At 68.6% G+C, this 15030-nt stretch carries 15 protein-coding genes; 9 read left to right on the top strand and 6 right to left on the bottom strand.

The annotated features are described in order from the left end of the window. Window positions 1-420 precede the first annotated feature (420 nt). The 5 genes from ABD297_RS11970 (at window position 421) to ABD297_RS11950 (ending at window position 6902) form a co-directional block, all read left to right on the top strand. A complete protein-coding gene (locus tag ABD297_RS11970; protein ID WP_344255158.1) occupies window positions 421-1668 on the top strand; it encodes a hypothetical protein in 1248 nt (415 codons plus the stop codon). Between the two features lie 593 nt (window positions 1669-2261). Then, window positions 2262-3509, top strand: coding sequence for an IS110 family RNA-guided transposase (locus ABD297_RS11965; RefSeq protein ID WP_344255157.1), 1248 nt, complete (start codon window positions 2262-2264; stop codon window positions 3507-3509). A 381-nt stretch (window positions 3510-3890) separates the two neighbouring features. Then, entirely contained in the window at window positions 3891-4235 is a 345-nt protein-coding gene (locus ABD297_RS11960) for a hypothetical protein (RefSeq protein ID WP_344255156.1), read from the top strand. Window positions 4236-4534: 299 nt separating this feature from the next. Beyond that, a protein-coding gene (locus tag ABD297_RS11955; protein ID WP_344255155.1) for an IS3 family transposase occupies window positions 4535-5805 on the top strand; the annotation gives its coding sequence in 2 pieces (ribosomal slippage) (window positions 4535-4823 and window positions 4823-5805; 1272 coding nt in all). Window positions 5806-6308: 503 nt separating this feature from the next. Continuing rightward, the gene (locus tag ABD297_RS11950) at window positions 6309-6902 is read left to right on the top strand and encodes a GNAT family N-acetyltransferase (protein ID WP_344255154.1); all 594 of its coding nucleotides are present in this window, start codon (window positions 6309-6311) and stop codon (window positions 6900-6902) included. A gap of 168 nt (window positions 6903-7070) precedes the next feature. Here ABD297_RS11950 and ABD297_RS11945 read toward each other — a convergent pair whose 3' ends face one another. From ABD297_RS11945 to ABD297_RS11930, 4 genes are all read right to left on the bottom strand, one after another. Beyond that, window positions 7071-8015 carry a cold-shock protein gene (locus tag ABD297_RS11945; protein ID WP_344255153.1) on the bottom strand — a complete coding sequence of 315 codons (945 nt, stop codon included), beginning with the start codon at window positions 8013-8015 and terminating at the stop codon, window positions 7071-7073. A 166-nt stretch (window positions 8016-8181) separates the two neighbouring features. Continuing rightward, entirely contained in the window at window positions 8182-8613 is a 432-nt protein-coding gene (locus ABD297_RS11940; protein ID WP_344255152.1) for a hypothetical protein, read from the bottom strand. A gap of 172 nt (window positions 8614-8785) precedes the next feature. Then, entirely contained in the window at window positions 8786-9244 is a 459-nt protein-coding gene (locus ABD297_RS11935; RefSeq protein ID WP_344255150.1) for a hypothetical protein, read from the bottom strand. 27 nt (window positions 9245-9271) lie between these two features. Further along, entirely contained in the window at window positions 9272-10090 is an 819-nt protein-coding gene (locus ABD297_RS11930; RefSeq protein ID WP_344255149.1) for a lytic murein transglycosylase, read from the bottom strand. A gap of 271 nt (window positions 10091-10361) precedes the next feature. On the opposite strand from ABD297_RS11930, the gene ABD297_RS11925 reads away from it, so the two are divergent. The 3 genes from ABD297_RS11925 to ABD297_RS11915 all read left to right on the top strand — a co-directional run bounded on the left by ABD297_RS11925 (window position 10362) and on the right by ABD297_RS11915 (window position 12703). Continuing rightward, on the top strand, window positions 10362-10910 hold the full coding sequence (locus ABD297_RS11925) for a hypothetical protein (protein ID WP_344255148.1): 549 nt from the start codon (window positions 10362-10364) through the stop codon (window positions 10908-10910). Between the two features lie 499 nt (window positions 10911-11409). Then, window positions 11410-12126, top strand: a complete 717-nt coding sequence (locus ABD297_RS11920) for a hypothetical protein (protein WP_344255147.1) — start codon at window positions 11410-11412, stop codon at window positions 12124-12126. A gap of 124 nt (window positions 12127-12250) precedes the next feature. Further along, window positions 12251-12703 (top strand): hypothetical protein, encoded by a 453-nt coding sequence (locus ABD297_RS11915; protein WP_344255146.1) that lies wholly within the window; start codon window positions 12251-12253, stop codon window positions 12701-12703. Between the two features lie 130 nt (window positions 12704-12833). Here the strand turns inward: ABD297_RS11915 and ABD297_RS11910 are convergent, their stop codons facing one another. Then, complete coding sequence (locus ABD297_RS11910; RefSeq protein ID WP_344255145.1) at window positions 12834-13340, bottom strand: PH domain-containing protein; 507 nt, start codon at window positions 13338-13340, stop codon at window positions 12834-12836. Window positions 13341-13508: 168 nt separating this feature from the next. Next, window positions 13509-13745 (bottom strand): hypothetical protein, encoded by a 237-nt coding sequence (locus ABD297_RS11905; protein ID WP_344255144.1) that lies wholly within the window; start codon window positions 13743-13745, stop codon window positions 13509-13511. 395 nt (window positions 13746-14140) lie between these two features. On the opposite strand from ABD297_RS11905, the gene ABD297_RS11900 reads away from it, so the two are divergent. Then, a complete protein-coding gene (locus ABD297_RS11900; RefSeq protein ID WP_344255143.1) occupies window positions 14141-14533 on the top strand; it encodes a hypothetical protein in 393 nt (130 codons plus the stop codon). Window positions 14534-15030 lie beyond the last annotated feature (497 nt).

Below are 15030 nucleotides of genomic sequence, written 5' to 3'. Positions count from 1 at the left end.
CCCCGTCCCGTCGTCGACACAACCCGATCACACGCTGCCGAGCACGACCTCGATTAGCTATGCAGGGACCGACGACGAGACACCGGCACCCGCCCAGCCCTTGACGCTAAACACCTCACGCTGATGATCGGATGACAGCCCTAGCGTCGAGCCACCCAGATGTGCTGCGCCAGGTCGGCGGTGACCCATGGCGCAGAGCAGAGCTCCACGGCAATCGGTAGCGGCTCGGGCTCGTTGACGAAGATTGCGCGGTCGAGGGAGGGTTCTGCAGGAGGACGAGCAGACGCGGACCAAGTGACGCGCCCGGGCGGCGCCACGGCCGAACCGACGCCGTGAGGCGCTTGGTATGGCGCGGTTCGTGAGACGGACACGGACGGCCGCTCCCGCCTACTGCGGCTGTTGGGTGCGACGATTTGCCGCATGGCGACCGACGGAGAGCGCATCCGCGAGCAGATATGGCGCACGGTCATGCCCGACGAGCAGGACCGCGCCTTCGTCGACCTCGCCGTCGACGGCGGGCAGGGCCTGCCGGAGTTCTTACGTCGTCTCGGCGCGGATGTGTCGGACTCGTGGGACCAACTCGCGGCGCTGAGTGCAGAATACCGGATCCTCGTCGAGGACATCGAGGCCGCGATTCGGGTGCTCGGACCGAGGGGCTGGGCCGTCACGCCGATGAGCGTGACCGTCCTCCGCCAGGCTGTCGAGGCAGCCGAGGCCGGTCGCGAGGGCGAGGCCGATGACCTGCTGGCGGACGAGTGGGACGGGGACGACGGCGCCGCACGGCTATCGCGCGTCTGCGCCCAAGTGGGCGTCTTGGGGGCGACTGACCCCGAGCTGCACCGCCTCTTCCACGAGCGCGCCCGTCTCGTCGGCCTGGCCCGCGACCATCACCTTGCCGGCAGGTACGACGCCTCCGTGCCCCTGCTCCAGGCCCACATGGAGGGGATCGTCATCGACGTTACGGGTGGGAGCAAGTTCTTTACGATGACGCGCGAGAAGGCCGATCTTGTTGACCCGCAACGGCTCGTCGGGCTCGAGGCATGCCTCGCCGCGCTGCAGAAGATCTACGGCACGGGCGTCAAGGAGACGCAGACGCGCGGGAGCCTCTCCCGGCACGGGGTTCTACACGGCCGAGAGTTGGCCTACGACACCCGCGTGAACTCTGCCAAGACATGGTCCGTCTTTGCGGCTCTTGTGGAATGGGCGCAGCCGAAGGCCCTCGCCGTCGTTCGAGCCCGCAAGGCCGAGCGTCAGGCGGCGGCGGCCGGAAGTCAGGCCCTGGACGGCCGGGGCCGTCACCTCGACAACCGTGAGTTCTCGGAGACACGTGACGCGCTCCGAACGCTCTGGGCCAGCGCGATGGGCTGGCACCGGCAGCGAGGGCGCTTCCGCCCCGACCTCGTCGGCGGCGTCTACCAGACGAGCGACTTCACCAGGAAGGGTCTTCCGGCGGCCCACGCGATCCAACAGTGGGTCAGCCAGGAGGGTCAGGAGGTCATGTACTGGCGGACGACAGCCTCCGGCTGGACCCTCGGGATCGCGCTCTCGGCGGAAGGGGATCGGTTCGATGAGTATCTGTTCTCGGCGCCAAGGCCGCCCAGCGGGCCACCGTCAGCAGGCGCGAGCGGCTGGGGCGGGCTCTTCGAGACGCCACCGGACTGGAGCTAGACCGGGACCCACGCAGGGTGGCGCAGGATGCAGGGCACTTTACGCGCGCCAGCGACCTCCAGCCGCGCTCGTTTTGGGTGCCACCGATGCCCGATGCGCCACGGAGTCTCCCCAGCGCCAACTCAGTGATGTACTTCCGGTGCCCTTCTGCGTCTTGACCTCGCGCGGGGCTCGGTCCTGAACGACGTCAATGCCGCTGGCGCACGCCGAACAGGTGAGCGATGGTAAACCTACAACTGCGACTGCGCGCATCAAGGGCCAGCCACCTGATTCGCAGCTGCTGGTTCGCAAACCATAGGCCCACGCGCACGCTCGATGCGTCCACGGACGTTGAGCGCTCATCGGCAGCACCGACGCATCGCGGCAGAGAAAGGCGTTCTGCGCGGTGGGTCTGGCGTGGCGAACGTCCTCCTGATGCGCTTGTCGGGCTTGGTGTCCCACACGCAAGAAGGAGGACGTTCATGAACAACGGTAGTGGCATTTCCCGCGGGGATCGGAACCGGAACGCGAGGTTGTCGCGGCTGCGGGCCGCGGTCCGTCCCACGAACGCGATCGTCGGGATCGACCTGGCCGACCGCAAGTAGATGCTGGTCGTGACCGACCACGACTCGAAGGTTCTGGCGCGCCGGACGTTCCGGTGCAAGGCGTGGGACCTCGGCTCAGCGCTGGACTGGGCCGCGGACCGCGCGTCGCGGGCAGGGTTCGCTGGGGTGACGGTGGCGTGCGAGCCGACCGGGCACCGGTGGATGGTCCTGGCGCAGCTCGCGACCGAGCGCGGGATGGCGTTCGTGTGCGTGCAGCCGGCGCTGTCTTCGTGGGTGCGTAAGACCGAGGACCTCACGACGGACAAGACCGACGAGAAGGACGCCGTCCTCATCGCCCGGCTGACCGCACAGCTGCGCTGCTACCTGCCCGAGCCGGTCGACGAGTCCCACGCGGCCTGGGCTCGGTTGCGGCACCTCGGCGCCCGCCGTGAGGAGCTCATCGCGGAGCACGTCGCAGCGGTGCAGACGATCCGTGACCTGCTCGAATGCGTGTGGCCGGCAGTGCTCGAGACCGCGAAGCACCCGTTCCGCTCGGCGACGTGGGTCGCCGCGCTGGCCGTCGTCATGGGGCGCGGGCTAGGCCACGACGCCGGCGACCTGGACCGGACCCGTCGGCTCGGGCTGGCCCGGTTCGAGCGTGCCGTCCACGTCGAGGTGCTCCGTCGGGGCGGGGTCCGGCCATGCCTGCGGGTCGTCCGCAGCCTGTTCGCGGCGCTGACCGACGGTGCGGGCGTGCTGGCGCACCGGCCGGCGGTGTTCGAGCGGCTCGAGTTGACCCTGACGGACTGGGATGACTCCCGATCCAAACTCACCGACATCGAGGCCCGGATGGTCGACGTGCTCGACGAGCCCGACCTGACCGCGCTGGTGACGAGCATCGACGGGCTGTCCCCGGTCGGGGCCGCCGCGATCCTGGCCCAGACCGGCGACCTGACCCGGTTCACCTCCGCCCGGGCCGTGGTCAAGCACGCCGGCCTCGCGCCGCGGGAGCGTAAGTCCGGTACCTTCACGGGCCGGGCTCGGGTCATCGGCGCCGGACGACCACAGCTGCGGGTCGCGGCCTGGTGGGCGGTGTGGGGGTGCCTGCAGACCAACCGGGTGTACGCCGCCCGCTACCGCCACCTGACCAGCCGCGAGAACAACCGGCTGACCCCGACCCAGGCGCAGACCGCGGTGGCCGCTGCGATCTTGCGTCAGCTGTACGCCGTCGTGGTCCAGCAGCGGGCGTGGGACCCGGTCATTGCGGGCCACGGCACCACTAGGTGGAAGGAGACCCCGAGCACCACTGCTGCATAACGAGATCCAGCACCAAGAGCATCACGACCAAAGCCGCCAGCACGAGGCGTTGACCACCATGAGCTGGGGCGGGGTGAGCCTTCCGCGGCATTGAGAACCCCTGGGGTATCTCGTCGCTCATCACAGGCCGCCCCGTCCCGTCGTCGACACAACCCGATCACACGCTGCCGAGCACGACCTCGATTAGCTATGCAGGGACCCACGACGAGACGCCGGCACCCGTCCAGCCCTTGACGCTAAACACCTCACGCTGATGATCGGACGTCGTCCGAGGACTGGCAGCGTTGTGTGTCTGGACGGACCGGTCGGCTGCCTACAGAATGCGTTGGCACGGATTCAAAGGCGGGACCCAACGAGCTCCCCTGGAGCGGGGCGGAGCAGATGAGACACCAGATCAGCGTGGAACGGAACGGTCGTCGCTATCAAGTCCGCTCCATCAAGCGTGGATCATCGCTGCGTGGTAGCTCCTCCGGCGGCGGGATCGAGACACTTCTGCTGATGCCCTTGGCCTTCGCCCTCTTCGCGTGGCAAGACCGGCAGGACAGATACAAGGTGGGTGTCCTGCTCATGCCCAAGGGCACTCTCAACCTGGGACGTCAGGTCATCTACAAGGAACTCCTTCCGGCGGGGGTCGATCCGAAGTACCGAGTGGAGCAGCTCCTGGCGGACGTCCGGACCGGACGATTCGACGACGCCAGCCGCTGGAGCCTCCGGCCGGCCAAGTAGTAACTGGGTCGCGATGTGCGGCGACTTTCCCGTGCCGACAGCGGCAGATCCGGGCGTCGCCTGTAGCCACCTTCGCCGTTGGCAGAGGGGTCGGCGTGCTTGCTCCGTAGGCTCTTTAGGCATTCGCTCGAGAAGCCACTCGAGCACAACAAGGGGGACGCGTGTGACTAGTCGCAAGGACACCTCGCTACTCACCCTGGGTGCCGGCGGCCCGAGTTTGCGCCAGGCCGAGCTTGTGCCGGCGGGGCTGAATCGCCCCGGGATGTCGGGAGGCTTCAAACCTTGGGAAGGTTGGAGTCATGCCGGGGAACACGTCCAGGAGGTACCCGCCTGAGCTGAAGGCTCGGGCGGTGCGGATGTTTGAGGAGATCCGTGCCGATCACGCCACGGACTGGGAAGCGATGGGTCAGGTCGCGCAGCTGCTGGGGGTCAGCACGGCAGAGACGGTCCGCAAGTGGGTGCGCCAGGCCCAGGTCGATCAGGGCGCCCGTGTGGGCGTCACGAGCGAGGAGTCGGCCGAGGTGAAGCGGCTCAAGCGTGAGGTGGCTGAGCTGCGCCGGGCGAACGCGATCCTGCGTTCGGCCTCGGCTTTCTTCGCGGCCGAGCTCGACCGGCCCTCCCGGTGATCGTGGAGTTCATCCGCGAGCACGCCGGCCACCGCGAGGACGGTGGGCTGCGCTGGGGTGTCGAGCCGATCTGCACGGTGCTGAGCGAGCACGGGCTGCCGATCGCCCCGTCGACGTACTACGCCCACGTCAACCGTAAGGCGACCGCCCGGGAGCACCGGGATGCACTGCTGCTGAACGAGATCCGCCGCGTCCACGCCAGCAACTACGGCGCGTATGGGGCGCGGAAGGTGTGGCTGACGCTGAACCGCGAAGGCATCCCGGTGGCCCGCTGCACGGTCGAGCGGCTGATGCGCCAGGACGGCCTGGCCGGCGCGGTCCGCGGGAAGGTCAAGCGCACCACGATCGCCGACCCGACCGCCGAACGGGCCAGGGACTTGGTCGGGCGCGACTTCAACCCGGCCGCCCCGGACCGGCTCTGGGTCGCCGACATCACCTACGTGTCGAGCTGGAGCGGGTGGGTGTACGTCGCGTTCGTCATCGACGCGTTCGCACGTCGGATCCTGGGCTGGCGCACCGGCACATCGATGAGCACGCAGCTGGTCCTGGACGCTCTCGAGCAGGCTGTGTGGACCAGACAGCGGGCTGGATCGAGGATGGAAGCCGTTGTGGCGCACACGGACCGGGGATCGCAGTACACCTCGACCCGGTACACCGAACGCCTCGCCGAAGCAGGTATCGCGGCCTCTGTGGGCACCACCGGTGACTCCTACGACAACGCCTTGGCCGAGACTGTCAACGGCTTGTACAAGACCGAGCTGATCAAGCGTCGGGGTCCGTGGCGCACCGTCGACCACGTCGAGTACGCGACCGCCGAATGGGTGGACTGGTTCAACCACCGCCGCCTCTACGCCTACTGCGGCGACGTCCCGCCAGCCGAGCTCGAAGCCGCCTACTACGCTCAAAACGAGGGCCAGCAGGAGCTGGAGCTCTCACACCCGTAAGTCTCCGGACTTCCCGGGGCGATTCAGTTTGGTGTTGACGCGTCCGGCTGGTCGAGTCAGGCGAGGATGAGTGACGGTGCGCGGGTGCTTGTGCGTGCGTGGTGGGCGTGGTCGCGCCAGTCCCTTGCGGGGAGGTGGGTCGCGGTGAACCGTCGGGGCGCCCCCCAGAGTCTCAACGCTGAGTGACTAAGTGAGTGACAACGGCCCCGCCTGCGGCCCGACACCGGTGGACACTCATGGATGTCCTGAGCATGGTTCCACGCGCCGCGCCCTTGCGTTTTCGGCTTGACACGGAAGAGGTCACTGGTTCAAACCCAGTATCGCCCACCAGCACAGATCAGCCCCTGACCAGCGGAGACGCCGGTCAGGGGCTGTTCGCATCTCGAGGGCCCGCAGGGCTCGCTGAGATCGGCCCCGGACACGGCGCGCGAGAAGCAGAGACCCTCCGTAGATGCTGGAGACGGGAGCCGTCGCCGGTGGAGAGCGGCAACTACTCTCGCGGTGTGCCCGAGTTCAGCTGGAGACCGGCCAACGATGCGACGAGCCAGGACCTCGAGGCGGTGTTCGACACCGGCGGCGCCGGCAGGTGCCGCTGCCAAGCGCTCAAGGTCCCGGGCTGGATCTGGCGCGACACGACCCAGGAGCAGCGCGACGTCGCGCTCCTGGAGCAGGCCGGCTGCGGCACGCCGGGGCCCACCTCCGGCCTCGTCGGGTACGTCGACGGCGAGCCGGCAGGCTGGGTCGCCGTCGAGCCGAGGGAGAACTACCCGCGGATCTGGGCCCGCCAGAAGTCGTGGATGCGGATGAACCCCGACCTCGAAGGGGTGTGGTCGGTGACCTGTTTCGTCGTGCGCAAGGGCTTCCGTCGACAGGGCCTGATGTACGAGCTCGCCGCAGCGACCGTCGAGTACGGCAGACAGGTCGGCGCGCGCGTCCTCGAGGGTTATCCGACCGAGCCGCCGCCAGGGAAGACGGTGATCTGGGACGAGGCGTCGGTCGGGCTGCTCCAGGTCTTCCTCGACGCCGGCTACGAGGTCGAAGGCTCGCCCACCCTGCGCCGGAGGGTGGTGCGACACCGACTCGGTGCGTCGGCCTGACGGTCGCCTTCGCCGATGCGAAGGCGAGGGTGCCATCAGAGCCTGTCGCCCTACGCGGCGGTCTGCCGGACCTCGTCCGCGTCTTCGGACCTCGCCGGACGATCGTCACGGGCGGCCGACAGGGTCGGGGCACGGCTGAGCGTCAGTCCGGCCGAACTGTCCTGCCGCTCAGACCAGTTCCACCCGGTCCGCCTGTGGTCCTCTGTCGCTCTGTCGCACCTGGTACCGAACCAGATCGCCCTGGCGCAGCTCGTCGGCGCCTCTCAGGACCGACACGTGCACGAACAGGTCCGCACCTCCCGCATCCGGAGCGATGAAGCCGAACCCTCGCTCCGCGTCGTAGCGCGCGACCACTCCCTCGCCCCCGCGAGCAGGGACGGCCGGTGCCTCCCGGTGTCCCGACCGGGCACGGGTTCCCGGTCGCGCGGGCGCGCGCCAGGGTGCCGGGCTGCGCGCGAGGCGCACGTCGCGAGCCTGCGGACCCTTCTCGCTCACGACGACGTCGTACATCACCCGGTCGCCCTCGACCAGGTCGGGGAGCCCGTCGGCGAGCTCCCGGACGTGGACGAAGACATCGGGGCCGCCCGACTCGGGAGTGATGAACCCGAAGCCCTTGTCCGGGTCGTACCAGGACACGGTGCCGTCCGCCCCGTCGGATGCCACGAACTGTTCGGCGGCCTGAGCCCCCAGGGGGATCAGGTGGTCAGCCTGCGGTCCCTTCTCCCCGTCGACGACGAGGAACGCGACCCGCTGCCCCTCCGAGACGACGCCGCCACCCACGATGGCCGAGCTGTGCACGAAGACCTCGGCACCACCGCCGTCGGGCGTGACGAAGCCGTACCCCTTGGCAGGCTCGTACCAGGAGACGGTGCCGAGCACGCCCAGGGGTGTATCCGCGGCCCGGTCGGCCGTGACCCGGACGCGGCGTGCCTGCGGACCACGGTCCCCCTCACCGATCTCGAACTCGACCACCTGCCCCTCCCGGAGCAGCTTCATCGCGTCGTTGCTGAGGATCTCGGACGCATGAACGTAGAGGTCCTCTTCCTCCGGCCCGAGGGCGATGAAGCCAAAACCCCGGTCGGTGTCGAACCAGCGGACGGTTCCCTCGGTCACGGCAGGCTCCTTGTCGAAGCTACGGTCTGCATCCCACCAGTGTCCCCGACGAGACTGGGAAGCGCGGCCCCGCCTTCCAACGGTGCGCGCGCCCGTCGTGGCACGTGCCCGGGCGCGACATCGGTGGCACCGGGCGCTACGCCGTCGACGGCATGAGGGTGCGCGGCTAGTCGAGAACGTTGCCCCACGAGATGTCACCGTGCGCGAACACGACCGAGCCACGCTCGCCGGCCCAGGCATCGAGCCACGTCGGAGCACTGTGGCGGTCGGTGAGCTGAGGAGGCGGACCGGAACGTAGCTCGTGAAGCTGTTTGTCCGTGGCCCACACCGGTGTGCAGTCGCCGTAGCTGCCGCCGCAGCCGCAGGACTCGGAGACGAGCGCGGCGCCAGCCTCGAGCAGACGCTGCGCCTCCTCTGCGGGGACGTTCCCCACCACCAGCTCCAACTGGCTGCCGCTCAGGTCGAAGAACTCACCCGCCCCGTTGAAGCGTCCGGGCCTGGGCGCGTGCTGGCCCGAGCGGGACGCGTCGCTCTGTGACCACGTCGGCTCTTTGACCAGGTCAGCGAACGTTGCCCCGGGCTGTTTGCGCTTGCGCATGCCTGATCGTGCCATGCACGATCGCCGTGGTGCGGTAGACGCGGTGGCGCTGGCAGCGCGGCACGAGCGGACGTTTCAGCCGGCGACTGGAGGGCGCGGGACCGCGGGTTCGCCTGTCGCTCGGGCGACCACGACGGGGGAGCGCCAGGTTCGGGTCGGGTCGAGAGCCCCATCAGGTGTCGTACTCGTAGCCGTCCCACGGCTCGTAGTAGCAGATGAAGTCGCCGGGCTCGATGTTGATCGTGTACATGCCGTCGCAGTGGTTGACCTTCCAACCGAACTCGGCCCCGTCGACGGTCTCCGTGAATGGTTGCACCGTGATCGGCTCCAGCGTGTAGGCGCCGAGCAGGGCCAGATGAGCCTGCAGCGTGCCGTCTCCGTTGCCGGGGGTGGCCTGTCCTGGCGGGACCCCGACGCCTCTGGCGATGCGGCTGACCCGGACCTCGTCGAAGACCCCGTCCGGCTTCCACAGGAAGAGGCCGACCCAAGCGCGGCCGTCATAGGCGAACAGCTCATCGCTGAGGAAGAACTTGCGCCCGTCCTGAGCCGTACCGGCGTACGGGACGTGGTAGTCGTCCGGCCGGATCGTGAAGCGGGTGGGTGTGCCGCCTGTAGGTGCTTCATCTGCCATGCGTGTCTCTCTCCGGCTGCTCGACAATCAGCCCTTCGCGGCCGACCGGGCGTAGGCCTCGGCGACCTCGTACACCTTACGGACGTACGCGTCAGAAGCGTTGTATCGCAGTACGGCTCGCGTCCAGCCGAGGCCGTCTCGAAGGTCGAGTCCGCCTGAGCACAGGTGTCGTGCCGTCCCCCATGCGGCGTCGTCGATGTCAGAGGGGTTGGCGTCCCCGTCCCCGTCTGCGTCGGCGCCGAAGGTGCGCCATGAGCCGGGAAGGAACTGCATCGGGCCGACGGCATGTTCCCAAGTGTTGTCGCCGTGCAGGCGCGCTCCGTCCGGGTCGGGCCGGATCGCGGCCATCCCGCCTTCGCCGTCGAGCGCAGGGCCGACGATCGGCCGGGAGGTGCGCCCGTCCGCCAGCAGACGAGCTCCACCGATCCTCCCGTGGGCGGACTCCACCTCACCGATGGCTGCCAGCGTCGCCCAGCCCACGTGGCACCCGGGGCGAGCCGTGGCCTCGAGGATCGACGCCCTGCCGTAGGCACGTAGCGCCACGGGCGGTATGCCGGTGCGCTTGGCGGTGCGCGTCAACCACGCCGGGTCGGCTGCCACCATCAGGCCCTGGGTCTGTGCGTCGCGGCCCGCGCGCGTTGCCGCAGCCTCGTTTCGAGTCGGGGCGGGAGTGGTGAGCGCAGTGGTGTCGACGATGTTGACGAGAGACCTCGACGGCGGTGCATCGACGACACTGCCGGGCCGGTAGCCGGCGAACCACGCCGTGCCGAGAAGGGCGAGGGGAAGGACGAGTACGGCGGCCGACGCCCAGCGGCTGCGGGCTCGGGGTTGCGGACGTCGTGGCACCGTCAGTCGAACCAACGGGTGCGGTCATCGGGGGTGCGCTGGCCCTGTGCCGCACAGTGAGCCTTCTTGGCCGCCCCGGGCCAGGATTCCACCGACATTCTTCGCATCCCGCCATCATGGTGGACCGCGCCCACAGCCGCGTCAGCGGTCGCACCGCCGTGCGCAGGGTCGCTCGAGAGCACCTCCAGGCTCACGAGGGGAGAGCGTTCCTGCGTTGCAGGTGCGTCGTGCGGGCACGATGGGCGCAGCGACGATGAAACGGGGAGGGCAAGTGCTGACGCTCTTCGACGGAGAGATCGAGGTGCACTACGGGTTCGCGAACATCGGCTCGTGCGACCCGGCTTCTGGTGGCGCACCGCGAGGTGGTCCTCCCGACTGGCACACGTCCGTGCATGGTCAGTCGAACGGGATCCTCGGCGGCGCCGTGCCGGGGTGGCTGCTCCTGCTGATGGGGTTGCACACCGGGACCGCCCCGCTGCGGGTGCAGTGGTCAGACACCGAGCCGCCGCCACCGGGCGATGAGTTCCAGGACGTGGTCGAGGCCAGCTTCACCCCGGCGTCGGCCGATTTGCGTGTGTGGACCTTCCAGGACGTCTACCCGGTGTTGCTGCCACTCGTGGCGGACCTGAGGGTGCGCTACAGCATCTCCGGAATGGACAGGGGGCGTGAGGCGAACGTCCGGGAACCCGAGGAGCCGGTCGTCGAGCAGGGGCTGCTGCACCTGTGGCCGGCGCCGTCCGCACCGGACGCAGTGCTGCGGTCCGGCAGCGTCACCGGCAGGGGCTGGCATGAGCAGGTGCCGCGGGTCCCGGCTGAATGAGGATTGCGGGTCCGGTTGAGAGGATCGGTAGGCAGCTCAGCCCATTCATCCAGTGGTTCACGTCGGGTGGACCTGGACGGCTGCGTGCGTATCGACATGCCCGGACCTGGCGGGGTTTTCAGCAAACGACTATTGCCCCGGGGCGCGGCCGAACTGGGATAGTCCGGATATGACCGCTCCGCAGCGCATGCCAGCACTGGCTCGCACGACGGTTCAGGTTCCGGTCAGGGGCGGCGCTGCGCACTGGTCGTACGGCACCGCCATCGTTGGACGACCGGGGACAACCGAGGTCCTGTTCACCCTGCCCAGCGCTGCGTCTCGAACCCCATGGGCTCGCCTGGACCTCGCCAGTGGTGAGCTCGGCTCCGGCACGGGGATGCCAGGACCGCTGCGCTGCGTCCACTTTCCCGAGGCCGGCGAGGACCCCCGGTGGTGGGTCCTGGGCCTGCACGGCGTCGGCCGCGTCGACCCCGAGGACCCTTCGGCCGTCCACGACGTCGTGCGCACCGGAGTCGGTCGCTATCCCAACCGCCTCTTCAGCCTTGGGGCTACCCATCTCGCCGTCGGGACGGACTTGTCCAGCAACGTGGTGCTGCTCTCGAAGGCGTCAGCAGCACCGGTGGGTCGGCTCCGGCTGCCCAAGGGCAGCACCTCGCTCACACAGGCGGAGGAGCTGATGCGCGTCTTCGCCCCACGCGAGGGGAAGGTGTACGACGTCGACCCGGTCCGGTTGAAGGTCGCGCGGCGTCACACGATCCCCTGTGGCAAGGGCGAGCGCTTGGTCGGGGAGACGCTCTTCTACCTCGCGGGTGAGATCACACCGATCCGTGTCCTCGCGCCGGGAGAGGCTCCTCAACCGGGGGTGCCGGTCGTTCTGGGTCATGGAGCCGGCACCACGGTGGGATCCACCGTCGTGCCGCGCGAGCTCGTGAGCGTGAACGTTCACACCCTCCAGCTGACCGGTATCGGGCCGCACGGCAGCCTACCCGTGCCCGCGAACGCCGTGGAGGTACTCGGCGTCGATCGTGAGGAGCGCGTGGTCGTCAGCACCCGGGACGGGTTCATCCTGGTCGACCCAAGGTCAGGAGCCGTGCTCGCGCAACACGTGGAACCCGGTGGACTCGTTGGTGCCGGCATGGCCCACGGCAGCAACACCGTTGTCCTGGCCACAGCGACCAGCAAGCCGCTGGGGGCCCTTGCGTTGGTGTCGTGGTGAGGCAGAGCCCCCATGAACGCGCCGGCGACCACGTCCGCGGCTTGAAAAGGCTGCGCGACGCCGCGGACTGACGTAAGTGCGGGACGGGAGCCATAGGCAGAGTCAACGGTGCAACGATGCGCTCGTGCGAGAGCGTCGGTCCTTCACGATTCGCGGGGATGCAACCCCGCGGGAAATTGCCTCAGCCAGCAAGTGCGTTCTGCTGGAACTGTGGGACGAACTGGAGTTCTTCGACATTGACCTGGCTGGGTTGGAAGCGCAGGTCGACTACGAAGCGCACCCGGCGGCGCTTGAGCACCGCCGCAGACGGCATTTCCTGAGCAAGAGGTTGGACACGTCGGCTCATCTTCTGCCAGGTCGGGACGATGATCTACTCCCGCTCGTGCTGCCACTTCTGCCGCTGACGGTCGGCTCAACCGGCTTCAGCCGCATCGACAGATGCGTCGTCTTCGGCGTCGACGACGAGGGGTCTGTGTGCGTGTTCGACCTGACGCCGGAGCAGCTCAGGTCAGTGCGCGACCGACTACTGGCTGACGGCGCCACGCGTGACCTCTTGGTTCCCATGCGCCAGCACTGACTGCTCGCCATCTCCGAGCGGCGGTCGGACGTGCTGCTGTCCGACGCGCGGCAGGAGCGGACGTTCGACTGAGCTACCTCCCCGACGGGATGCGCACCATCACGGGCCGGCTCATGGGTGTGGACGCCCGTCAAGGACGCGCGTTCAACGCTGGATGTCCGGCAGCGCCGATGGCTGTGGCTCTTTCCCAGCGGTCCTTCAGCAGCGGGTATGTCTCGACCGGTGTCGGCAGGGCGACCTCGCGCGAGTTGCCTCTCACGACCTCGACCCAGCCGCGGCCCATCGTGAGACCACGCACTCGGACCTCGGACACGTCCGTCCACGGGATGCGGGTGCGGCGGAGGGGTCCGACGATGACGAGGCCGTCGTCGTTGAGCAGCACCCGTACGCGGAGCTCGCCTACTGCGACCACCAGGTATGCCGCGGCGGCGACGGCCAGGACCAGTCGCAGGAGGGGATGCTCGAGGGTGAGCTTGGTCGGCCACGAGGCCATCGACGTCGCCCAGAGGGTCCAGAGAAGATGCCTGCCCGCCTTCCACGCCCGTCGGGACCACTGCACTGCCAGCACGGACGGCGTCACGATGGGCGGCGCGGCAGCACTCGCCCCGGTGGCGCCAGGACCGGACTGGGGGTTCATGCGGTTCATGATGCCCGACAGTGCGGCCGACAGAGCCGAACCGATGACTCGGGCGCACGGCTCGACGAGCCTTCGCGGCAAACGAGGATGCTGGGTGTCCCGCCGTTGGCTTCCGTTCGCTCCCGGCGCTGTTGAGGTACTCACCGCTACATTGGCGGCCCCGAACGTCTAGGCGCAGTTGGTTGCAGATGACGGCGGCTTGGCGAGCTTCGTGAACGACTCCTCGTGGCCGGCGTCATCGGTGAAGGTGGCCACGTCATCAGCGACGGTCACCCGGCCGGGCTGACTCGGGTTGCCCCAGCCGGTCGGCGGGTTGCCATCCTTGACCAACGGTCCGCCCACTCGCTCGAACCAGTCGACCCCGACCTGCAGGTAACGAATACCGCAGTGGGTGTAGAGGTCCACCGGCGTGCCTCCACCTGCCGGCGGCGTTGGCGACGGCTGCTCGGACGAACAACCCGCGAGGGTCAGAGCGAGGCCGCACACGGTGATCCCGACCAGCGCTCTTGTCGGTCGCATCGTCGGACCCCTGTCTCATCACGTCGTGTGCAGCGAGCATCCTGCGGGAAGGACGCCTCGTGGCGGCGGTCACCGCAATCGTGACGCGACCGCAACCCACGGGTAGCCGTCCTCAGCGCGGCGGATCCGGTCGACTCTCCCGGGGTCGGCGGTCAGGCTCGCCAGAACGCTCCGCGGCGACTGCCGACGTTCGTCCTCAGGCAAAGCCTCATCCGATGTCGTATCGGGCCTACCCGTCGCAGTCATGGATGGCTGTCGTGGGTGGGTGCAACTCTGCGGGAGTGAAGATCTACGTGTCTGGTCCGGTGAGTGACGCGACGACCGTCCAGGAGGTCCAGAATGCCGTCGTGGCCGCGGGCCACGAGCTCACCCTCGACTGGAGCGCAGATGTGGCCTTCGCCCAGGACTATGCCAGCCAGGCGGAGCGCTCAGCCCGGATGGCTCAAGAGGAGCTGGCTGCGGTGCTCGAGGCTGATGCCGTTCTCGTCGTGGCCTCGGAACACGACGGCAGAGGCATGTTCGTCGAGCTCGGCGCTGCTCTCACCCGCGCCAGCCGTGGCGAACTCGACCATGTCGTGCTGCTTGGCGAGATCCATCACGAGAGCGTCTTCTACTTCCATCCGCTGGTGCAGCGGGTACCCGCTGTCGAGGACTGGCTGGCCCAGTTCCCGTGATCCGTCCGCGGCCGTCGAGTGGGTTCCTCACGACGCAAGCGGCCATGTGGGCGAGGCAGCTGCCTATGTCATTCACTGGTTCTCGCGCTGGCACTCGGGTCTGAACAAGGCTGAGGCGACCTCGAAGTGCTTGGCGCAGTGAGTGCCTCGCGTGGCGACGGAAGGCGCCTCCTGGTGCTGGCAGGATGTGTCCGTGAGGCGAACTGGGAGGGTGCGCTCCGTCGGCTACGCGGCCCTCTGGTCGGGGATCTGGAGCCTCTTTCTGCTCATTGCGATGATGGGTTTCACGGACCCCGCGCCGAACGTTCCCCGTGACTCCGACTGGATGTTCTGGGTGATGGTGGCGGCCCTCCTCGGGCTCCTGTGCCGAGCCCCTTTCGTGGGTCTCGTCATCAGGAGCGATCGTGTTACGCGGCGCAGTTGGCTGCGTAGCACCTCTTGGCCCAGGAGCGACGTCAGTCTGGTCAGGACGGCGGGCTACTCGGGCATGCCGAACT

This window comes from Terrabacter carboxydivorans, assembly GCF_039532035.1.
Classification (GTDB): domain Bacteria; phylum Actinomycetota; class Actinomycetes; order Actinomycetales; family Dermatophilaceae; genus Terrabacter; species Terrabacter carboxydivorans.
This window is presented reverse-complemented; position numbering and strand designations above follow the sequence as displayed.